We start from the raw sequence: 19,446 nt of genomic DNA on the forward strand, positions 1-19,446 counted from the left end.
ATCATCGCCGTCGAATCAGGGCAGCTCGCAGTACTGAAGTGGTTGGGAGAGAACAGATGAGCGACTTCGACAGCACCGGACCGACCCCGCGGCTCACCGCGGCGCTGTGCCGCGCGGCGCAACTGCTCGGCGACGAGGTGCGTGCCGTCCTGCTGCACAGTCCGCGCCCGGTATTCCTGTTCTACCTGGCCCAGACCTTCGACCAGTTGGAGGCCGAACTGTCCTCGGGCCGCCCGCCCGGTCCGGCGACCCCGGCCCAGCAGCTGTGCCTGCATCTGATGCTGGCCCACGTCGAAGCACAGGTGCCGGCCGAGGATCTGGTCCGCGCGCGGCGCCGGCTTCTGCGCCACGACACCGGCGATAATCTCGCCGAGGTGCGCGCGATCGCCGGAAATTCCGGTGGCAGTTACGATTTCATCGCACTGGGCGATGTGCTGGCCGCCGGCGGGATGGGCGCCTTCTTCGCGCCCTTCGAACCCTCCGACCTGGCCGCCTGACCCCGGGCGCACGCGACGCGGCTCAGTTGCCGGATTCGCGGCTGAGCCCGCGCATCAGCAGACTCCAGGCGCGCCGCGCCGTGGCCTGGCGCGCCGGAAGTTCGGTTTTGATCAGTACGGCCGCCAGCATGGCCAGCGCGGTCACGACATCCTCGGCGGTGAGTTCCGGGCGCAGCGAGCCGCGCAGATCGGTATCGGCCAGTTTGGCGCCGATCAGGTCGACGAGCCGGCGCGACACCTCGAACAGCCGCGGATCGTCGAAGCCGGTGGGATCGATCGTGGCGATGAATCCGGCCGAGACCGCGATCTGGTCGACGATGAAATCCAGCAGATCCACCGCCGTGGTCCCCGGCCGATTCGCCACCTCCTCGATCGCGACGACGTTGTCGTCGAACACCGCCAGAATCATCGATTCGCGGGTCGGGAAGTGCCGGTACAGCACGCCCGGGCCCACTCCCGCCGCGCGGGCGATCGAATTCAGCGGTGCGTCGAAGCCGTTCTCGGCGAACACCTCCCGCGCCGCGCGAACCAACGCCCGTCGGTTCGCCGCAGCGGCCTTCGGCCCTCGATTGGCCCGGGGTGACGCGGTCATCTGATCGACGTTACCGCACGCGGTCGGCGATTCGACACGGCGGACGGATGCCGCCCTCCGCGCCCGGTGTCCTTCGGCGCGTGCGGATTTCACGACGCCGAACCCGCGCCACCTCGATTGGAACAAGTTGCAGTTGACGAGACGGGCCCGGTCGTACACACTGCCCTAGCAACCGGAGACTGTTGTCCGGTTGGTTTCGGTCATGCTCGCCGGGCACGCACCCTGTTTTCGCGTCCGAGGCGAACCACGCGACCGATGTTACGTACCTGTAGGTCTTGATGGAGAGTGCATGACCCCGATGAAGCGACGCTCCTTTCTGCTCGGCGCCACCGCTGCCGGATTGACACTGGCCACCGCGGCCACCGCGAGCGCCCAGCCCTGGATGACCACCGGGAGACGACAGACGTCGATCCCGCTGACCAGGGAAGATCATCGGGTCGTCATCATCGGCTCGGGATTCGGTGGCGGCGTCAGCGCGCTACGGCTGGCCGAGGCCGGCGTCGACGTCCTGGTCCTCGAACGCGGTATGCGCTGGCCGACCGGCCCGAATGCCGACACCTTCCCGCACCCGACGCGCCCCGACCGGCGCATGCTCTGGTACCGGTCCGCGCCCGAGGTGCTGGGCGTGCCGGTGGCGCTCGAGCCGTACACCGGCCTGCTCGAGGCCGTGGTCGGGGAGAACATGACCGCGGTCTGCGCCGCGGGTGTCGGCGGCGGCTCGCTGGTGTACCAGGGCATGACGCTGCAGCCGACCGAGGCGACCTTCTCCGAGGTCTTCCCCGCCGAACTCGACTACGCGCTGATGGCGCGCGAGCACTACCCGCGGGTGGCGCGAATGCTGGGCGCCGACGTCGCACCCGACGAGCTGATCGACAGCCCCACCTATCTGCCCTCCCGGGCGTTCGCGCGCAACGTCGGCGCGGCCGGCTACGAGCTGTCGAAGATTCCCATGCCGATCGACTGGAGCTTCGCGCTGCGCGAGATGCGCGGCGAGATGAAACCCTCCTACATCAACGGCGACTGCGCGCTCGGGGTGAACAACGGCGGCAAACATTCCGTCGATGTCACCTATTTGGCCCGCGCCGAGGCGACCGGCCGCGCCACGGTGCGAACCCAGCACGAGGTCACCGATGTGGCGCGGACGCCCGACGGCCGCTGGCAGATCAGCGTGGATCGGATCGATACCGCCGGACGGGTCGTCGAACGCCTCGTTCTCACCTCGAACGCGCTGATCATGGCCGCGGGCAGCATCAATACCACCAAGCTGCTGCTGCGGGCCGCCGCGAAGGGACAGATCGCGGATCTGCCCGACGGCCTCGGCGGTCAGTGGGGCAACAACGGCGACCGGATCTTCACCTGGACCAGCGCCACCGACGATTTCGGCACCGCCCAGGGCGGCCCGGTGGTCTACGGCAGCAAGGAATGGGAGGATCCGGCCATCGCCAATACCGTGATCCAGGCGTCGATTCCGCCGGCCGGTGTGGACGCGCATTCGACCATGCTGGTCGGCTTCGGAATCACCGACGGCCGTGGACATCTCGCCTACGACGCGGCCACCGACGACGCGAGACTGTACTGGCCCGCCGACGCCGACGCCGCACTGCAGCAGCGCATCGCCGCGCGCGTCCATGCCATCGCGGGACCCGGCAGCACGGTGCTCGACACCAATGCCGCGGCCCCGAGCACCTGGCATCCGCTCGGTGGCGCGCCGATGGGCACGGTCTGCGACCTGGAGGGCCGGGTGCACGGCACGCGCGGTCTCTACGTGCTCGACGGCGCCCTGATTCCTGGCAGTACCGCGGCCTGCAATCCGTCGATGACCATCGCCGCGGTCGCCGAACGCGCGCTCGACCGCATCGTCGCCACCGATATCGGCACCGTCATCTGAGGCGTGGCGCCGGGGCCCCGGCCCCGCTGCGCCGCGCGGCCTCGGCTTCGATCCAGTCGCCGATCATGTGCGCGGTCATGTCGATGGCCTCGCGGCGCTGCTGCTCGTCGAATTCGATGGCCGAGGCCCGCAGTACAGCGGAGAAGCCGGTGTTGATCACCACGAAGGTCATCACGTCGTATTCGTGATCGTCACCGGGGCCGAGCACCTGGATCAGCAGCACCTTGATCAGCAGGCGCAGCCGCGGCTCGAACTCCGGAATGCCGCTGCTGTAGAACTGCACCCCGGCGACCAGCGCGCGGACCAGCAGCGCGTTGGCCACCAACTCCTCGGCGATCGAGTTCAGCAGGCGCGAGGTCATCTCGTGCATGGTGGCGTCCGAGCGGTCGAAAATGCTGTCGGTGGCGCGCTTTTCGATGTTCTCGAGCAGGCGCGCGAGCAGCTCCTCGACGATGACGGTGCGATCGGAGAAGTAGCGGTACACGGTGCCGATGCTCATACCGGCCTCGGCGGCGATCCGGTTGGTCGAGGTATTGGCGATGCCGCGCTCGCCGAACAGCCGGGCGGCGGTGTCGAGGATGTGCTCCCGGGTCGCCTTGGCCCGCTCCTGCGTGGGCCGGCGACGCTGCCCGGCGGCTTTCGACGCCATCACATACTCCTGCCTGGTCTTCGCCCGAGGACCGATCGTCGATCCTAGCCCGGCGCACGGCCTCACCGAGACCCGGAAAAGTTCCCACATTATTTTCACCGGCCGGGAAAAAGCGGCCACGTCGAGGCCACCCATGGCAGATTCCGGTGAGGCCGTGATCGCTGCGGGGCGTCGCCGCGGGCGCCCGCCCCGGCTGAACCGCCGCCGCATCCTCGCCGCCGCACGCGATCTGGAGCCGGAGAATCTGACCATGCAGGCGGTGGCCGATGCGCTCGGCGTGCATCGCAAATCACTCAACTATCACGTCAGCGATCGCCAGGGCCTGCTCGAACTGGTCGCGTTCGACGCGTTCGACACCGGCTTCGGCCGGGTCGATCTGCCCGAGCGGGCGGACTGGCGCGAGTTGCTGCGATTGTTCGGCCACGCGGTGGTCGACGCCTTGGTGCAGGTGGGTGCGCTCATCGTCTACGTCCGGTTCGACGGCAAGGCGGGCCTGTCGGCGCTGGAACTGGTCGAGCGGATCATGGCCGCGCTGGTCCGCGCCGGACTGGACGCGAGCGAAGCCGGGCGCACGCTGAAACTCGTTGCGGCGATGGCCTATTCGGCCGCGCGCGAGGCGCTCGACGCCGGCGGCGGGCCGATCGACCCGCAGGCGGCCGCGGTGCGGCGCACGCTGGGCAACGAGTCGGGATTTCCGCTGCTGCGTGCGGTCGCCGCCGCTCGCGAAACCGATGGGCGCGTCGGTGAGCAGTTCGAATTCGATCTCACCCTGATCATCGAGGGACTGGAACGGCGGCTGGAAATCCGGCACGGCGCGGGTGTTCCGGCGGTGCCCGGGCGTCGTCCCGGCCGGTCCTGACCGCGCAGGCGCCGGTCAGTTCTCCCTGGCGCGGCGATCCACGGCCTCGGCGAGGTAGTCGCCCAATTCCTCCCGCAGCACGCGGTCCAGCGACCGTGCCAGGGTGTTGTTCACCGCCGTGACGGCGAGACCGCGCAAATGAGTGAGCATCTTGGCGGTTTCGGCGATTTCGTCGTCGGTGTCGGGCAGCCAGCCGGGGCCGTGCGTGTCGACGATATGTTCCTTGGCGGCCGCCATCATGTCGTGGGCGATCTCGTCGAGGCGGCCGCTGACGGCCGCCTGCAGATCGGCCAGCCGGCCCAGCCGGAACCCGTAACCGTGCAGTTCGGCAAAATTCTCCAGCAGCTGCGGATCGGTGAATTCGACTGTCTCCGTGCCGATCCGGGCCAGCCCGAGTTCGGCGAGACGTGCCAGGATCTCCGGATCGGCCGCCTCCTCACCGAGGAAGGTGTCTATCAATTCGCGGGGCACCTGAAGCGTCTCGTCCGGTTGCCCCCAGGCGGCGGTGACCGCGTGCTGCAGTCCCAGGATCTCGGTGAGGTCCTTACCCGTTTCCCAGCCGGTGATGAAATCGGCGATATGGGCGGTGGTGAACCCGCGCTGCAACAGCACGTCGATGATCTTCAACCGCTCCAGATGGGAGTCGTCGTAGATCAGCGCACGCCCGATCCGGCGCACCGGCGGGGGCAGCAGGCCACGTTCCTGGTAGGCGCGCACATTGCGGCTGGTTGTGCCTGCGGCGCGGGCGAGTTCATCGATGCGGTACTCCGCCATCCCGTTCTCGCCCACCCTTTCCTCGTGCCGGACGCCGACCCGCGTCGCACCCGCCCCCGGCCCTGTGAGCAGCCCGGGCGCGACGCATCGTGTCGACATTAGCCCAACGAGATCACCGCCCGATCGGCGACGGGCGCGCGCCCGCCACCGCGCCCGGGGATCAGGACATAGTCGCGCGGATCGAGGGTGGCGAGCTGACCGGTGAACTGACTGCCGAAGCCCGGGAACATGGTCGCGTTGAACCCGTCCTCGGTCAGATACCAGCTGCGGCATCCGGAATTCCAGGTGGTCGCCCGCAGCCTGCGCTGCAGGCGGTGGTTGTAGCGGTCCTGCCGGTCGCGGCGCACCTCGAGCGAATGCAGATTCCGCTCGAGCAGCATGCCGATCGCCGCGGCCAGATAGTCGATCTGTGCCTCCATGTACACCAGCGCCGAATTGTGCCCGGGGCCGGAATTGGGCCCGAAGGTGAAGAACAGATTCGGATAACCGGCGACGGTCACACTCTTGTACGCGTATGCGCCCCTGCGCCATTCGTCGTCGAGCATGCGCCCGCCCCGGCCGGTGATCGGGATCGGCGCAGCCGCCTTGGACACCTCGAAACCGGTGGCGAACACGATGCAGTCGAACCGGTGCTCGATTCCCTCGGCGGTGCGGATTCCCGCCGGCGACATTCCCGCGATCGGCCAGGTGACCAGCGTGCAGTTGTCGCGCTGCAACGCCGGGTAGTAGTCGCTGCTCATCAGCAGCCGCTTGCATCCGGCCCGGAAGTCGGGCGTCAGCTGCCGTCGCAACCACGGATCACGGACCTGGCTGTGCAGATGGGCCAGCGCCACCGATTCCACGATCCGGGTCAGCGGCGTATTCCACACCACGCCCAGCGCCACCGATTCGTGCCCCCAGAACCAGGCCTGCCGGGCGAGCCGCTCGGTGAGCGGCAGGTGCCGGTACAGCTGCCGGGTCAGGCTGGTGGTGTGCCGGTTGATCCGCGGCAGGACCCAGCCCGGGGTGCGCTGGAAGACCTTCACCGACCCGGCCCGTTCGACCAGTTCCGGGACGATCTGCACCGCACTGGCGCCGGTGCCGACCACGGCTACCTTCTTGCCGGTGAAGTCGTAGTCGTGATCCCAGCGGGCGGAGTGGATCATATGACCCTCGTAGCTGTCGCGACCCGGGATGTCCGGCAGGCTCGCGTTGGCCAGCGGTCCGGACGCGACCACCACCGAGCGGGCCCGCACCGGTGCGCGGCCGGCGTCGAAGACGATCTCCCATTCCCCCGCCGCCTCGTCGTAGGTCAGTCCGGTTACGGTGTGCCCGAAGCGAATCGAATCGCCGAGCGCGAACTTCTCGACCATCGCATCGATGTAGCCGAGGATTTCCGCACTGCCGGAATAGGTCTGCGACCAATCCGGATTGGGCGCGAAACTGTAGGAGTACAGGCGCGACGGAATGTCGCAGGCCGCGCCCGGATAGGTGTTGTCGCGCCAGGTGCCGCCCACGCGCCGGTCCCGTTCGAAGAGCGCGAAATTCGTGATTCCGCACTGCCGCAACCGGATCGCCGCCCCGATCCCGGCGAATCCGGCTCCGACGATCGCGACGTCCAACACGGTGTATCGGCCCGTGGTCATGCGACCGGCTCGTAGGTCAGTTCCTTCGACCAGGTCGGCTGCGCGGGCAGCACCCGGTCGGGGATGCGGGCGGTCACCTTCACCAGCATGTCGGCCAGCAGGTGGTAGGGGTGGTCGCGGTTGACCACCCAGTCGCTGTGCAGCTTGACGATCCGGTACATCGGTACCCGGTTCACCACGGGCGTGCGCTCCCCGACCGCCTTGAACCGGCGCATCGCGGCATACAGTTTGTCCTCGTCGACTCCCATCGCGACGATGTTGTCGCGCATCTTGTTCAGCAACGGCACATAGCTGAGCACACCGATCATCAGCGACGGCTTCGCCCAGCCGCCGACCAGGTCGATCGCCAGTTTGCGGGCGGTGGAGTGCCCGAGCAGTTCCATCACCGCGTAATCGGTGGCCAGATGCCGGGATTCGTCGGAGTTGATCTTGCGGAACACCTCCTGGGCGACCGGGTCGGCGATCTCGTCGGTGACGAATTTGATCAGCGCGCCGTCGAGGGCCACCTCCAGCATCGGAATCACCGTGCCCAGAAACGACAGCGACATGCCGTCGGCGTATTTGTCGAGAAAGTCGATGACCAGCTTGACGTTGATATTCGGTTCGGGGATCTCGTCGCCGTCGAGCATGCCCCAGCGCCGCATCAGGGCCAGTTCGGCGTTGGCGTGGCGTTGCTCCTCGGCGTGGAAGTACCGGTAGATCTCGCGCAGCGTCTGCGTCGGGGCCTTCTTCGCCATCGCCGCGAAGCCGCGCGCGCCGACGTTCTCGATCCACATCAGATCCGCCATGAACGGCGTCAGCTTGGCGTGCAGGTCGGGGTCGATCAGTTCCGCACCCGGTGCGTCCCAGTCGATATCGGCCAGCGCCCACTGCCGGGACTTGATCTTGGCCAGCATATCGTCGAAGTCGAAGGACATGTCAGACTCCTGTCTTCTCGCTGCGGGCCGGTGCCGGAGCCGAATCGTCGTGCGGCAGAATCCGGTTCAGCACGCCGAGGGCCCGGGTGTAGGTGGCCGGGAAATGTCGTTTGAGATGCCAGACGACCACCGCGTCCAGCTGCGGCAGCACATGCAGGCGGCCGCGCTCGTGGGCGTCGAGGGTGATGCGCGCGACGTGGTCGGGCGAGAAGCCGGTCCAGCGCATCAGTTCGGTGGCCAGCCGGGCCGATCCGGCGGTGATGCGTCCGTCGCGGGCGACGTTGGTGCGCACGAAGGTCGGGCACAGCACCGTCACGGCCACGCCGGTACCCGACAGTTCGGCGGCGAGGGTTTCCGACAGCGACACCACGCCCGCTTTGGAGACGTTGTAGGGGGCCATCGCGGGTGCGGCGGCAAATCCGGCCGCCGAGGCCACATTGATGATGCCACCGCGGCCGGCGCGGCGCAGCTGCGGCACGAACAGCTCGCATCCGTGCACCACACCCCACAGGTTGATGCCCAGCGCCCACTGCCAGTCCTCGAAGCCGATGTCGCCCACCGGCTTTCCGCCGATGCCGACACCGGCGTTGTTGATCACCAGTGTCGGCGGCCCGTGGAAAAGCGAGGCACTGTGGCGCGCCAGCGATTCCACCTCCGCGCGCTGTGCCACATCGCAGCGGACGGCGTGCGCGCGGCGGCCGTGCGTCCGATCGATGAGCGCGACCGTCTCCTCGGCGCGGCCGAGGTCGATATCGGCACAGATCACCTCTCCCCCGCGCCCGGCCAGCTCCAGCGCGAAGGCACGTCCGATGCCGCTGCCGGCGCCGGTGACGACGGCCTTCGCTCCGTAGGTACGGTCACCACCGCCGATCACCGACCGCAGCGCCGCATTCGCCCCGGCCATCGCATCCACGATCCACATCGCTATCCCGCCTCTCGGACACTCGATACCGGTTGTGCCGCACGGGATCGCGTGGGTAGACCGGTGATGAAGGCGGCCGCGTGCACCCATTCCCCGCGCAGCGAACCCGAACGGACCTGTGTCACACGGGTTCCCGGCAACACCGGTCCGCAGAGCGCCATGATCGACGCGACCGGTCCACGGGTGGCGGCGATGCCGAGCGGATTCGCCGGCAGCAGGTAGTTGATCGGCCGTACCCCGTACCGTCCCCCGGTCAGCGCCGGCCGCGCACGCGGCGACGGTGACGACGGGACCGGTGCGGTGGCCGACGGCGAGGTCTCCGTTGACCTTCTCGTCTCCATCTACCGAGCATCATCTACCTATGTGCCATTTGTCAATGGCAGATAGCACCGGCGATCGCGAGAGGGCTGCGCCACCTCCGTGACCAGGGCGCCGAGCATGTCCCGCGCGATTTCGGCATGTTCGCGCAGATCCGGAGAGGCCTCGGCCGCGGCGAGTTCGACGATGGTGTTCAGTTCACCGAAGGCCACCACGAGGCGGCGCAACGCGGCGCGCTGCTGGGCGGCCGAGAGGCCGTTGATACTCACATCCGAGGGATCGCACCCCCGGATGTTTCGTTACGGCGCCGGACGATCCAGGAGCGCGTCGGCCGGACCGAGGCTCAGCATGCCGGTTCCCGCCCCCAGCAGTTCGCCCCGCGCCGGGCTCAGCGCGCGGTGCACCTGGCGCGCGGTCTCCCGGTCCGCGAACCGGCCGGCGGCGATTCCGAGTAGCGCCCAACGCAATTCGGCCAGGTGGTCCGGCGGCGGGGCCGGCGCCGCACGCAGCAGTTCGTGAGCGTCCCGGGGTCGGACCAGCGCGGCGACGTAGGGGGTGTTCGGCCCGAAGTCGACCGCGGCGAATTCGGCCGGGTCGCGGCCGGCCCGCAGCGCGAGGCACAGGCGGGTCAGCGGCGCGAGACCGGCTGCCACACCGGGCATTCCGCAGCCCGGCAGGGTGGCGAGTGCGCGTTCGTAGGCATCTGCCACCTCCGGCTCGGGCCGGTCGGTGAGCACGGTGCGCAGCGCGCGGTACCAGGTGGTGAACACGCCGACCAGGTCGCGCTCGTAGCGCACCGCGAGCCGGTCGGCCGTGGCGGCGTGCTCGTCGGCGGCGGCCACGTCGCCCAGTGCGGCCGCGGCCTGCATCGCGACGAGATGTCCCAGGATCAGGTAGGTCGACAGGTCGTGCCGGCTCGACACGGTGATGAGCTCATGTGCGAGCCGCGCCCGCATCGGCCACCGGCCCGGGGTGTGGAAGGACTGCAGGAATCGGGCGTCGAGAGCGAGCACGAGGACGGACGGATCGCCCAGGTCGCGGGCGATCCGTTCGGCGGCGCGCGCCGCCTCGGCACCGGAAGTGCCACGGCGGCCGCGAGTTTCGACGGCGAACAGCGCGAGCAGCCGGGCGCGCAGCGCGGGCGCGGCCTCGACGTCCAAGCGTTCGAGGGTGGTGCGGGCGGCCTCGGCCACGCGCGCCGACCGGGCCGGGTCGTCGAGTACCGACCAGACCCCGGGGACCTCCATGCGGGTCAGCGCGGTGGCCGTGAGTTCGGGATCGTCGATCGCGGACAGGTCGTCGATCGCGCGCGCCCGGCGGTCCTGGGCGGTCGTCAGACCGGTCGCGTCGGTGAGGGCCAGGCCGCGCAACAGGTCGGCGGAGGAGGTGAGGCGGCTGCGGGGGCCGAGGGCACCGGAGGCGGCGACGGTCTCCCGCCACAATCGGTGCTCGCCGAATTCCGTATCCGCGGTGAGGATTTCGCGCTCGAGAGCGGTCAGTTCGGCACTGGGATCCAATCCGGCCTCCGCGCCGAGCCGGGTGCGGGCCCGCCGCAGTGCCGCCAGCGCGTCCTCCCGCCGCCCGGCCTGCCACAGCCCGCGCGCCTGCAACAGCCAGGCCCGTTCGCGTGCGGGATGGGCGTGCAGATGCGTCTCGAGTTCGGCGACGGCCTGTTCCGGCCGCCCGGACCGGATCCACGCCTCCGCGAGCATTTCTACTGCGGCCGAACGCAATTCGCCGAGTTTCGCGGCCTCTCCGCGCGCCCACCGGTAGTCGCCGTAGGCGTCTCCGCGCCAGAGCGCGAGGGCCGTCTCCAGCGTCTCTATCCGCGGAGGCCCGGCCTGATTCGCCGCCGCGCGGACCAGATCGTCGAAGGACCAGGCGTCGACGTGGTCGCGGGGCAACATCAGCCGGTATCCGGTGCCCTCGGTGACGATCACACGGGAAGGGGTGCGTGGTGCGCGACCGGGTTCCAGCGCGCGCCGCAGTGCGGCGACGAACGTGCGCACGGCGGCGACCGCTCCCGGCGGCGGCTGCTCCCACAGGTCTGCCACCACTGCCGGCACCGGCACCACCCGTCCCCCGGCGGCGATCAGGCGGGCCAGCACCTCGGCGTGGCGGGGGCCGTGCAGCGGCAGCGGCGTCCCGTCGGCGGCGACGGCCCGCACCGGGCCCAGGACTCCGGCCGAGGGTGCCGCATCGGGGTCGGTGAGCTGCGCACTCATCGGTTGCTCATTCCCGCCGCCGAGTATCGATCGCGCACCGAACCAGCCTAGAGAAGGGATCGTCACCGCATGTCCGCACCCACCATCACCGGTTTCGACTACGACCGTGTTCCGGTCGCCGAGGAAGTCGCGTTGTCAGTGGCGCACGCCGGCTCCGGAACTCCGATCGTGCTGTTGCACGGCTTCCCGCAGACGCATCTGATGTGGCGCCACGTCGCCCCGGCGCTGGCCCGCGAGCACACGGTGTTGTGCCCGGATCTGCGCGGCTACGGCGACAGCGGCAAACCGGTTGCCGCCGGCCCGGACACCTATGCCAAACGCGCGATGGCCTCGGATGTGATCGCACTGGCCGACCACTTCGGATTCGATAGGTTCGCGCTGGCCGGGCACGACCGCGGCGCACTGGTCGCGGTTCGCGCCGGACTCGACCATCCCGATCGGATCTCCCATCTCGCGGTGCTGGATGTGCTGCCGACGCCGGACATGTGGGAGGTCCTGCACGGCCACACCGCCGCGGTGGCCTTCCACCTGTATCTGATGGCCCAACCGCCCGGGCTGCCCGAGCGCATGATCCGCGCGAGCGCCGACGACTTCTTCGGCCACTTCCTCGACGCCTGGTGCCTGCACCCCGGGGCGATTCCCGATGACGTCCGCGCGGAGTATCTCCGGGCGTGTGCCGGCGCGGTCGATTCGATCGTCGCCGACTACCGCGCCTCGGCCACCGTCGATCTCGACCACGATCGTGCCGACCGCGCCGCCGGACGGCGACTCACCATGCCGGTCACCGTGGTTCAGCAGGATTGGGGCGCCGCACTCGGTTACGACGCGCCCGCGGTCTGGCACGAGTGGGCGACCGATCTCGACCATCACACTCTCGCGCTCGGGCATTTCATGGCCGAGGAGGCGCCGGACACGGTGGTCGAGGTGATCACCGATCTCCTGCGACGCTGAGCGACACGTCGGGCACGTCGCGGCCGAGGAAGGCCAGCAGTTGCCGATGCGGCGGCGCGTCCGCGCGGGCCGGGACCGCCGCCGCGAACATCCCGGGCCGGCGGAACATGTCGAAGTCCATCGCCCGCATGGTGGCCAGCAGTTCGGCGCTCTGCCGTTCGTCGATGCGGTCCGACAGGCCGGCGACGACGGCGAGATCTATTCCGTGGACGAGGATTTCGGTGCGATGGATCTGTGCGGCCAGGGGCGCGGGTACCGCGCCGAATCCCAGCCGCACCGTCGCGGACAGGGCATCCGGCCGATGCCAGGCCGCGCGATCGAGTTCGGCGGCGGTAGCGAAGGCCGCGTGCGGATCACGGCCGAGCCACTCGTCGTGATGATCCTGTTCGGCCTCGGTTCCCGCGAGTTCCGCGGCGAAGATGCGCATCCCGCCGACCAGGTGATTGAGTTCGAAGCGCAGATCCCAGCCGGGGCACAACGACGGCCTCGCGAGCAGATCGTCCCGCAGACCGGCGACGATCCGCGCGGTCGCGTCCAAGGCGGCGTCGATGTGGTCGATGGGAGTGGTCATGGCGACTCCATGCGGATTCGTGCGGCGCGACGCCGAAGTGCTAACGCAGCTAACTGCTGCGTTAGAAAATATAAGCACGCTGGATTCTAAACGCAAGTGCGCGCTGCGTTAAGATCGCCGCATGGCAGACATCGGTAAGGCACGGCGTCCGGGCGGGCGCAGTGCGCGCGTGGCGGCGGCGGTGCACCGGTCGGTGATGGAACTCGTGGCCGAACGCGGCTACGGCGCCTTCACCGTCGCCGAGGTCGCCACGCGCGCCGGCGTCGCGGACACGAGCATCTACCGCCGCTGGGGCACGCTCGAACAGCTCACCGCCGAGGTCGCCCTCGGCTGGCTGACCAGCACCTCACCGATTCCGGACACCGGCAACCTCACCGAGGACCTGCGCGCCTACGCCGCCGGCGTGGCCCGCGACATCAGCGGCCCCGGCGGAGTCGCGGTGCTGCGCCTGATGATCGCGCTGTCGAGTGCGGGCGATGCGGGCCTGCGCGCCCGCGACGCGTTCCTCACCGAACGCGGCCGCCAGATCCAGAGCATGCTCGATCGGGCCCACGCCCGCGGTGAACGCGCGCCCAGCGCCCTCGACGTACTCGATCATCTGTTGGCGCCCATGTACATTCGCGTGCTCTTCGGAGCGGGCCCGGTGACCACGGACTACGCACACGAACTGGTCGCCACGCTGCTGTCGCACACGCCGGCGCGAGCGAACTGAGGAAGCAGACGGCCGAAACCCTTGCACCGCTGAAGGTTTCACCGCCGGATGTCCTGCTCCCCCGCGTATCGGATACGCGCTCGCCATATCGGGCACGTACAGTGCGCGGTAGCGGACGAGCGCAGGCGAGGGGGCCGTAGAGGTGAGCAGCGACAGCCGGGGCGACGAGATGCGCGGCGGCGCCGAACCGGACACGCGCACCGGCGCGGTGACGATGGCCGACGAACGCCTCGGTGTCAACGATGCCGTGGCCGCCGCCCTCACCCGCTGGATCGGGTCGATGCCCGCGCTGTATCTGGTGCTCATCGGGTTCAGCACCTGGATGGCGCTGGCGACCTGGGGGCCGTTGCGCCCGGTGGACCCGTATCCGTTCCCGTTCCTGCTGTTCGTCGACAACGTCGCCCAGCTGATTCTGTGTCTGGTGATCCTGGTGGGCCAGCGGGTGCTCAGCGCCGCCGCCGACCGCCGGTCGGTACAGACCTACGAGAACACCGAGGCGATCTTCGCCCAGGTCGCGGATCTGCAGGCGCATCTGGACCACCACGACCGCGCGCTCAGCCGGGGCCTGAGCCTGCTCGAATCGACACCGCACCCGTGGATCGAACGCCACCGGGTGCAGCCGCCGCCGCAGGCCGCCGACCAGGCGGTCAGCACCAACGACCGGATCGCGGTGTGGCTGACCGAGCGGCTGGGCAGCGTCTGGGGCTTCTACCTCGCGCTCGGTTCGCAGATTCTGTGGGTTGTGCTGGCGCAGGCGGGAATTCAGCGCGTGGACCCGTACCCGTTCGCCTTCATGGCGTTTCTGTCCACGCTCGCCCAGCTGGTGTTCATGATCGTGATCATGGTCGGGCAGGACGTGCTCGGGCGCACCGGTGACCGCCGTTCCGAGCAGACCTTCCTCGACGCCCAAGCGGTGCTGCACGAATGCCGGCGGATGAAGGCCCGGCTGACCGCACAGGACCGCGTCATCGACAGCCTCACCGGATACGTCACCGACCGGGTCAGCGAACAACTCGGCAGGGCCCTGCACGAAACCAGCGAACGGGTCGACCATCAGGCCCGCGCCCACACCGTCATGACCACCGGTGAGGCGCCGGCCGACGCCGCCGCCCTGCGTCACTGGAACGAGCTCAGCGACCAGGCTCGCCGGACCTATCGGCTGCAGGCCCGCGGGATCGGCGAGGATCTGGCCGCGATCGGCTGCTTCATGGTGCCCGCCTTCGATCCGGCCTTCGCGGTCACCTTCGACGACGACGAGATCGGGCTGCTGGCGCGGCTCGACTACGAACGCCGGATCGCGGATCGGCGCGACCTGCTCGGCGGATCCGAACACCCCGATCCCGACGACGCCGAACCGCTGCCGTGGCCGGAGCTCCCCCACTCCGCGCGGATCCGCTACCTGCAGGCCGCGCGGCGCATTCCGGTCATGGTCTCCGGCGCCGGCTTCCAGGTGCTGCGCAGCACCCAGCCCCGGGTCCGCGGCGCCGCCCACGCGAACCTGACGTAAGGTCGCGCCCCATGAGTGAGGATCTGTTGGGTAAGGGTGCGCTGGTCAGCGGCGCGAGTCGCGGCATCGGGTACGCGGTGGCGGCGGAACTGCTGCGGCGCGGGGCGAATGTGCTGATCACCGCCCGCAAACCGGAACCGCTGGCCGAGGCGGCCGACCGGCTGCGGGCGCTGGGCCATCCGGGCACGGTCGTCGCGCTGGCGGGCAATTCGGGTGACGAGGCGGCGCGCGCCGAGCAGGTGGACACCGCGGTCGCCGAATTCGGATCGCTGGACATCCTGATCAACAACACCGGCATCAACCCGGTCTACGGATCGCTGATGGAGGCCGACCTCGGGGCGGTGCGCAAGATCTTCGACGTCAACGTGGTCGCGGCGCTCGGCTATGTGCAGCAGGCCTACCGGGCGTGGATGGGTGAGCACGGCGGCGCGGTGGTGAACCTCGCGAGTGTGGCCGGCATCCGCTCGACGGGTGTGATCGCCGCGTACGGCGCGTCCAAGGCGGCCCTCATCCGGCTCACCGAGGAACTGGCCTGGCAGCTGGGTCCGTCGATCCGGGTCAACGCCGTCGCGCCGGGCGTGGTCAAGACGAAATTCGCCGACGCGTTGGTCACCGACAACGAGGAGGCCGTGGCCGCGACCTATCCGCTGCGGCGCCTGGGCACGCCCGAGGATGTGGCCGCGCTGGTCGGATTCCTGGTCTCCGATCAGGCCGCGTGGATCACCGGCGAGGTGGTGCGGGTCGACGGCGGCCTGCTCGCGACCGGCGGTATCTGAGCCGGGCGGCCGCACACCCCGTCAGCGGAAGGCGAGGGCGCCGAGGATGTCGTCGTGCCGGTACTTCAGGTACTTCTTCACGGTGTTCTCGTCCACCGAGCTGGTCGCGGTGGCGAACGTGATGACGAGGAACTGCTTTTCGGCGTCGTCCTTCCATTTGCCGGTCGCGAAGTTCGAGATGTAGGTGCCGGGCCGCAGTTTCAGGTCGTCGTCGGTGTACGCGTCCGGCGCGGCCGCGGCCTTCTCACTGCTCGACATGCCGACGATGAACTGGGTCAGCATCAGCGAACCGCCCTCGGCCTTGTACACCATCTCCGCCGCGTACTGGCAGCCCAGCGAGGTGAGTTTGCCGCCGACCTCGATATCGGCGCAGCTGGGATGATCACGCCCCTCCACCCAGTCGGCGTGCAGTTCCACATCGCCGGCCTTGAAGTTCCAGTCGTGCCCGTATTCCTGATAGCTCAGCTGGCCGGAGGTCCCGGGACTCGCGCTGGTGGTGGGTGCGGCGGTGGTGGTCCGGGCGTCGGTGGTGGCGGGAACGAGCGCGGGAGTGCTGGTTCCGGCGGCCTGGTTGTCGCTGCCGGAGTCGCGCGTCACGACCACGACGATGCCGCCCGCGATCACCAGCAGCGCGATGACGCCGAAGACGATGCCGACGATGAGCCCGGTGTTGTTCTTCGGCGGAGGCGGTGTCGGGTAGCCGCCGGGAGCGGGTTGCCCCCAGTTCGGGGCGGGCATCTGCTGACCCCATCCCGATGTCTCCCACCCGCCGGGCGCCCCGTCCCAGCCGGATCCGGGCTGGTTCGGGTCGCGCCCCCACCCCGCTTCGTGGGGTTGTTGCGGGCCGTAACCGTACGGCCCGGGTCCGGGGGGATACGTCATCTGCTGCCACCTTCCGCGTCCCGGGGCAGCGCCCTCCGCGGTCGTGGTCTCCCCCCGGGCATCGTGGGTCGACCCTACCGGACCCGACACACCCGCCGTGATGCGACGGGCGGGCACACCGCGACCGGTCGATCTGCTGCAATGGCGGCATGAGTGCCGATCTCATCGTCTGCGGGCTCGGCCCGGCGGGGCGGGCGCTGGCGCATCGCGCGGCCGTCCACGGACTCGCCGTGACCGCGATCGATCCGCATCCGTGGCGCCGCTGGCCCGCGACCTACGCCACCTGGGCCGACGAATTGCCGGACTGGTTACCGGCCCGGGTCGTGGCCGCGACGGTCGAGCGACCGCTCGCCCGGGGTACGCGGGAGGTCGACATCGCCCGCGCCTACCAGGTTTTCGGCACCGCCGCGCTGCAGGACGCTCTGGACCTGTCCGGGGTTCGGGTGATCGCCGACCGGGTGCTGGATATCGACCGAGGCGAGCGGGTGCGGCTGGCCTCGGGCCGGATCCTGACCGCGCGCCGTGTGGTCGACGCGCGCGGACTGGCGCGCGACGCGCGGCGAGCCGAGCAGACCGCGTACGGCATTGTGCTGCACCGTGATCGCGAACCGGCCGTCTTCATGGACTGGTCCCGCGACAACGGTGCCGGCGCCGCCGAACCGGCGTCGTTCCTGTACACGATCCCGCTGGGCGGGGACCGAGTGCTGTTCGAGGAGACCTGCCTGGCCGGGCGGCCGGCGATCGGCCTCGACGAGTTGCGGCGCCGGCTGGAACACCGATTGCGCTGCCGGGGAGTCGAATTCGGTGCGGACGCCCCGGTCGAACGGGTGCGCTTCCCGGTCGAGGGGGGCCGGGCCCGCGACGGCGTCTTCGGGGCGGCGGGCGGACTGCTGCATCCGGCGACCGGTTACAGCGTCGGCGCCGCACTCGCCGCGGCCGACGCCGTCGCCACCGGTCGCAGTCTCTGGCCGGTCTCGGCACGGCTGGTGTTCGCCATGCGCAGGGCCGGACTGCGGGCGCTGCTGGCGCTGCCGCCACACGAACTTCCGGCGTTCTTCGACGCTTTCTTCGCCCTGCCACCGGACCTGCAGCGCGCCTACCTGTCCGGGCGCACCGATCCGCGCGGCACCGCCGCCGCGATGACCGCGCTGTTTCGCGAGTTGCCGTGGCCGCTGCGCCGGGTCCTGGTCACGGCGGCGACCGGTGTGCGCGCCGGTCAGCCGTGATCGAAGACCAGTGCGGTGGTGTTGTCGGTGGCACCGGCCGTGATCGCCGCCTCGACCAGGGCGTCCGCGGCGCTCGACGGGGAGTCGGCGTCGGCGAGGATCTGCTTGATCTCGGTCATGGCCAGGGTCTTGTGCACCCCGTCCGTGCTGAGCAGCCAGCGGCCGTTGCCCGTACCGGTGATGCCGTGGCCCACCGCATCCGGCCGCACGGTGCGCGCCGAGGTCGTGACCATGTGGTGCATCCGGGGCGCGACGGTGACGCCTCGGGCGTTCATCATCTCGGCGACGGTGTGGTCGCTGGTGATCTGATGCAGCACTCGCCCGTTCCAGTGGTAGGCCCGGCAGTCGCCGACCCAGGCGATATCACAGGGTCCGTCGATGCGGTCCGGTGTCGGGCACACGGCCACGACCACCACGCTGTCGGCGGAGGGTTCGGGGAATTCGCGCAGCAATTGTTGTTGTGCGGCAAGGATTCCGGCGGCCGCGCTGCCACCGACGGCCACCCGCGCCGCGACCTGCGCCACGCTGCGCGCCGCCCGCGCGGCCAGCAGATGATCGCCGATGCCGTCGGCGACGGCGAAGGCGCTGCGCCCGACCGCGGAGTCGATATATCCCGACACCGCGTCGGCATTGAGCGATCGGCCGCCGCGCCGGCTCACCGAATGCGCTGTGATTCCCGTGAGCCGCATCAACTCACGCCGTGTGATTGCCGTCGTCACCGCTGTGTGCACGGCCGACCTCCTCGACTGCCCCTGCCGACTGCGGTTCCGTTCGTTCTCGCCGTCGATCGCCCGGACAGCGACCGGCGCCGAAACTGCCCTGAACAGAACTCGCCTGCTCAGACTATGTCAGCCCGGACCGTGCTCAACCTGTGAATACGGGCACGAGTTCATCACAGGCCGCCGTCCGGCGCCACATCGTGGTGGTCATCCTCCACCTTCAGCGCCCGAAATGCCCGGAACGCCTGTCTCCGATCGCCCGGGCCGGCGTGTCCGTGACCAGCGTGATGCCGGCGCTTCGCCCGGCCGTGATCTGCGCCGGGCGCAGGATCGCGGTCATCTCGGCTCGGGCGGCCCGGCCACCGCCACCGCGACATCCTCGAAGTACTTCTCCCTCGACGACCGGGGTTACGGCGGGGCACCGGGCACTGCTGGACTGCCCGGTGCACGCGATCACCGAAATCGACAGCGCAACCGAATAATTCGCGCCGTCAGCGCCAGGGCAGGCAGCCCGCGCTACGCAGCCGCGAGGCCAATCCCGCGTCGATACCCACCGGGCCGCCGAATCCGCCGGCGCTCAGGGTGGGAACCAATTGGGCGCCGAGTCCGGCGCCGATCGAGCATCCGAGCAGATTGATGTCGACGGTGACGATCTCCTTGGGCGGGTTGAACCCCGGGTCGTCGTCGGCCTGAGCGGCGCCGGCTCCCGCCACGGCTGCGACGGTCAGTGCCGCGGTGGCGATCCCGGTGGTGATGATGCGCACGTATCCTCCTTCTGCGCCGGTGCGGCGCAGGTCGTTCCGATGGCAGACAGCAATGACGGCCCCGCCGGAACC

20 protein-coding genes are annotated in these 19,446 nt (G+C 69.8%); 8 read left to right on the top strand and 12 right to left on the bottom strand.

Annotation, left to right across the window (positions count from 1 at the left end):
• The first annotated feature begins 56 nt into the window (after positions 1-56).
• On the top strand, positions 57-497 hold the full coding sequence (locus C8258_RS00365; RefSeq protein ID WP_106953359.1) for a hypothetical protein: 441 nt from the start codon (positions 57-59) through the stop codon (positions 495-497).
• 22 nt (positions 498-519) lie between these two features.
• Here the strand turns inward: C8258_RS00365 and C8258_RS00370 are convergent, their stop codons facing one another.
• The gene (locus tag C8258_RS00370) at positions 520-1,089 is read right to left on the bottom strand and encodes a helix-turn-helix domain-containing protein (RefSeq protein ID WP_106953963.1); all 570 of its coding nucleotides are present in this window, start codon (positions 1,087-1,089) and stop codon (positions 520-522) included.
• A gap of 289 nt (positions 1,090-1,378) precedes the next feature.
• On the opposite strand from C8258_RS00370, the gene C8258_RS00375 reads away from it, so the two are divergent.
• Entirely contained in the window at positions 1,379-2,977 is a 1,599-nt protein-coding gene (locus tag C8258_RS00375; RefSeq protein WP_106953360.1) for a GMC oxidoreductase, read from the top strand.
• Here C8258_RS00375 and C8258_RS00380 read toward each other — a convergent pair.
• Positions 2,970-3,626, bottom strand: coding sequence for a TetR/AcrR family transcriptional regulator (locus C8258_RS00380; protein ID WP_106953361.1), 657 nt, complete (start codon positions 3,624-3,626; stop codon positions 2,970-2,972). The two genes, C8258_RS00375 and C8258_RS00380, sit on opposite strands and share 8 nt — an antisense overlap.
• Positions 3,627-3,759: 133 nt before the next feature.
• On the opposite strand from C8258_RS00380, the gene C8258_RS00385 reads away from it, so the two are divergent.
• On the top strand, positions 3,760-4,485 hold the full coding sequence (locus tag C8258_RS00385) for a TetR/AcrR family transcriptional regulator C-terminal domain-containing protein (RefSeq protein WP_158271183.1): 726 nt from the start codon (positions 3,760-3,762) through the stop codon (positions 4,483-4,485).
• Positions 4,486-4,500: 15 nt separating this feature from the next.
• Here C8258_RS00385 and C8258_RS00390 read toward each other — a convergent pair whose 3' ends face one another.
• The 6 genes from C8258_RS00390 to C8258_RS00415 form a co-directional block, all read right to left on the bottom strand.
• The gene (locus C8258_RS00390; RefSeq protein WP_369974685.1) at positions 4,501-5,274 is read right to left on the bottom strand and encodes a MerR family transcriptional regulator; all 774 of its coding nucleotides are present in this window, start codon (positions 5,272-5,274) and stop codon (positions 4,501-4,503) included.
• A gap of 83 nt (positions 5,275-5,357) precedes the next feature.
• A complete protein-coding gene (locus tag C8258_RS00395; RefSeq protein WP_106953363.1) occupies positions 5,358-6,884 on the bottom strand; it encodes an NAD(P)/FAD-dependent oxidoreductase in 1,527 nt (508 codons plus the stop codon).
• Entirely contained in the window at positions 6,881-7,801 is a 921-nt protein-coding gene (locus tag C8258_RS00400) for a reductase (protein WP_106953364.1), read from the bottom strand. The genes C8258_RS00395 and C8258_RS00400 overlap by 4 nt, the downstream gene beginning before the upstream one ends.
• Position 7,802: 1 nt before the next feature.
• Positions 7,803-8,705 carry an SDR family oxidoreductase gene (locus C8258_RS00405; RefSeq protein WP_106953965.1) on the bottom strand — a complete coding sequence of 301 codons (903 nt, stop codon included), beginning with the start codon at positions 8,703-8,705 and terminating at the stop codon, positions 7,803-7,805.
• 377 nt (positions 8,706-9,082) lie between these two features.
• Complete coding sequence (locus tag C8258_RS00410) at positions 9,083-9,310, bottom strand: hypothetical protein (RefSeq protein WP_039778153.1); 228 nt, start codon at positions 9,308-9,310, stop codon at positions 9,083-9,085.
• A 30-nt stretch (positions 9,311-9,340) separates the two neighbouring features.
• Entirely contained in the window at positions 9,341-11,266 is a 1,926-nt protein-coding gene (locus C8258_RS00415) for a BTAD domain-containing putative transcriptional regulator (protein WP_106953365.1), read from the bottom strand.
• Positions 11,267-11,335: 69 nt separating this feature from the next.
• Between C8258_RS00415 and C8258_RS00420 the strand changes: the two genes are divergently transcribed.
• On the top strand, positions 11,336-12,217 hold the full coding sequence (locus C8258_RS00420) for an alpha/beta fold hydrolase (protein WP_106953366.1): 882 nt from the start codon (positions 11,336-11,338) through the stop codon (positions 12,215-12,217).
• Here C8258_RS00420 and C8258_RS00425 read toward each other — a convergent pair.
• A complete protein-coding gene (locus C8258_RS00425) occupies positions 12,195-12,788 on the bottom strand; it encodes a TIGR03086 family metal-binding protein (protein ID WP_106953367.1) in 594 nt (197 codons plus the stop codon). The genes C8258_RS00420 and C8258_RS00425 overlap by 23 nt on opposite strands.
• A gap of 121 nt (positions 12,789-12,909) precedes the next feature.
• On the opposite strand from C8258_RS00425, the gene C8258_RS00430 reads away from it, so the two are divergent.
• From C8258_RS00430 to C8258_RS00440, 3 genes are all read left to right on the top strand, one after another.
• A complete protein-coding gene (locus C8258_RS00430; RefSeq protein ID WP_106953368.1) occupies positions 12,910-13,500 on the top strand; it encodes a TetR/AcrR family transcriptional regulator in 591 nt (196 codons plus the stop codon).
• Between the two features lie 142 nt (positions 13,501-13,642).
• Positions 13,643-15,007 (top strand): DUF1003 domain-containing protein, encoded by a 1,365-nt coding sequence (locus C8258_RS00435; protein WP_106953369.1) that lies wholly within the window; start codon positions 13,643-13,645, stop codon positions 15,005-15,007.
• Between the two features lie 11 nt (positions 15,008-15,018).
• Positions 15,019-15,783: an SDR family oxidoreductase gene (locus C8258_RS00440; protein ID WP_039778156.1), complete on the top strand. Its 765-nt coding sequence runs from the start codon at positions 15,019-15,021 to the stop codon at positions 15,781-15,783.
• Positions 15,784-15,804: 21 nt separating this feature from the next.
• Here C8258_RS00440 and C8258_RS00445 read toward each other — a convergent pair whose 3' ends face one another.
• The gene (locus C8258_RS00445; protein ID WP_146161125.1) at positions 15,805-16,665 is read right to left on the bottom strand and encodes a hypothetical protein; all 861 of its coding nucleotides are present in this window, start codon (positions 16,663-16,665) and stop codon (positions 15,805-15,807) included.
• A 149-nt stretch (positions 16,666-16,814) separates the two neighbouring features.
• Between C8258_RS00445 and C8258_RS00450 the strand changes: the two genes are divergently transcribed.
• A complete protein-coding gene (locus C8258_RS00450) occupies positions 16,815-17,891 on the top strand; it encodes a lycopene cyclase family protein (RefSeq protein WP_106953371.1) in 1,077 nt (358 codons plus the stop codon).
• Here C8258_RS00450 and C8258_RS00455 read toward each other — a convergent pair.
• Positions 17,882-18,622 carry a PP2C family serine/threonine-protein phosphatase gene (locus tag C8258_RS00455; protein ID WP_051025388.1) on the bottom strand — a complete coding sequence of 247 codons (741 nt, stop codon included), beginning with the start codon at positions 18,620-18,622 and terminating at the stop codon, positions 17,882-17,884. The genes C8258_RS00450 and C8258_RS00455 overlap by 10 nt on opposite strands.
• A gap of 479 nt (positions 18,623-19,101) precedes the next feature.
• Positions 19,102-19,374, bottom strand: a complete 273-nt coding sequence (locus C8258_RS00460) for a hypothetical protein (RefSeq protein ID WP_106953372.1) — start codon at positions 19,372-19,374, stop codon at positions 19,102-19,104.
• Between the last annotated feature and the right edge of the window lie 72 nt (positions 19,375-19,446).

This window comes from Nocardia sp. MDA0666 (assembly GCF_003023875.1).
Classification (GTDB): Bacteria; Actinomycetota; Actinomycetes; order Mycobacteriales; family Mycobacteriaceae; genus Nocardia; species Nocardia aobensis.

Coding starts and splice junctions, on each gene's coding strand:
- C8258_RS00365 (WP_106953359.1), top strand. CDS start 57: ATGAGCGACTTCGACAGCACCGGACCGACCCCGCGGCTCACCGCGGCG.
- C8258_RS00370 (WP_106953963.1), bottom strand. CDS start 1,089: ATGACCGCGTCACCCCGGGCCAATCGAGGGCCGAAGGCCGCTGCGGCG.
- C8258_RS00375 (WP_106953360.1), top strand. CDS start 1,379: ATGACCCCGATGAAGCGACGCTCCTTTCTGCTCGGCGCCACCGCTGCC.
- C8258_RS00380 (WP_106953361.1), bottom strand. CDS start 3,626: ATGGCGTCGAAAGCCGCCGGGCAGCGTCGCCGGCCCACGCAGGAGCGG.
- C8258_RS00385 (WP_158271183.1), top strand. CDS start 3,760: ATGGCAGATTCCGGTGAGGCCGTGATCGCTGCGGGGCGTCGCCGCGGG.
- C8258_RS00395 (WP_106953363.1), bottom strand. CDS start 6,884: ATGACCACGGGCCGATACACCGTGTTGGACGTCGCGATCGTCGGAGCC.
- C8258_RS00400 (WP_106953364.1), bottom strand. CDS start 7,801: ATGTCCTTCGACTTCGACGATATGCTGGCCAAGATCAAGTCCCGGCAG.
- C8258_RS00405 (WP_106953965.1), bottom strand. CDS start 8,705: ATGGCCGGGGCGAATGCGGCGCTGCGGTCGGTGATCGGCGGTGGTGAC.
- C8258_RS00415 (WP_106953365.1), bottom strand. CDS start 11,266: ATGAGTGCGCAGCTCACCGACCCCGATGCGGCACCCTCGGCCGGAGTC.
- C8258_RS00420 (WP_106953366.1), top strand. CDS start 11,336: ATGTCCGCACCCACCATCACCGGTTTCGACTACGACCGTGTTCCGGTC.
- C8258_RS00425 (WP_106953367.1), bottom strand. CDS start 12,788: ATGACCACTCCCATCGACCACATCGACGCCGCCTTGGACGCGACCGCG.
- C8258_RS00430 (WP_106953368.1), top strand. CDS start 12,910: ATGGCAGACATCGGTAAGGCACGGCGTCCGGGCGGGCGCAGTGCGCGC.
- C8258_RS00440 (WP_039778156.1), top strand. CDS start 15,019: ATGAGTGAGGATCTGTTGGGTAAGGGTGCGCTGGTCAGCGGCGCGAGT.
- C8258_RS00445 (WP_146161125.1), bottom strand. CDS start 16,665: ATGACGTATCCCCCCGGACCCGGGCCGTACGGTTACGGCCCGCAACAA.
- C8258_RS00450 (WP_106953371.1), top strand. CDS start 16,815: ATGAGTGCCGATCTCATCGTCTGCGGGCTCGGCCCGGCGGGGCGGGCG.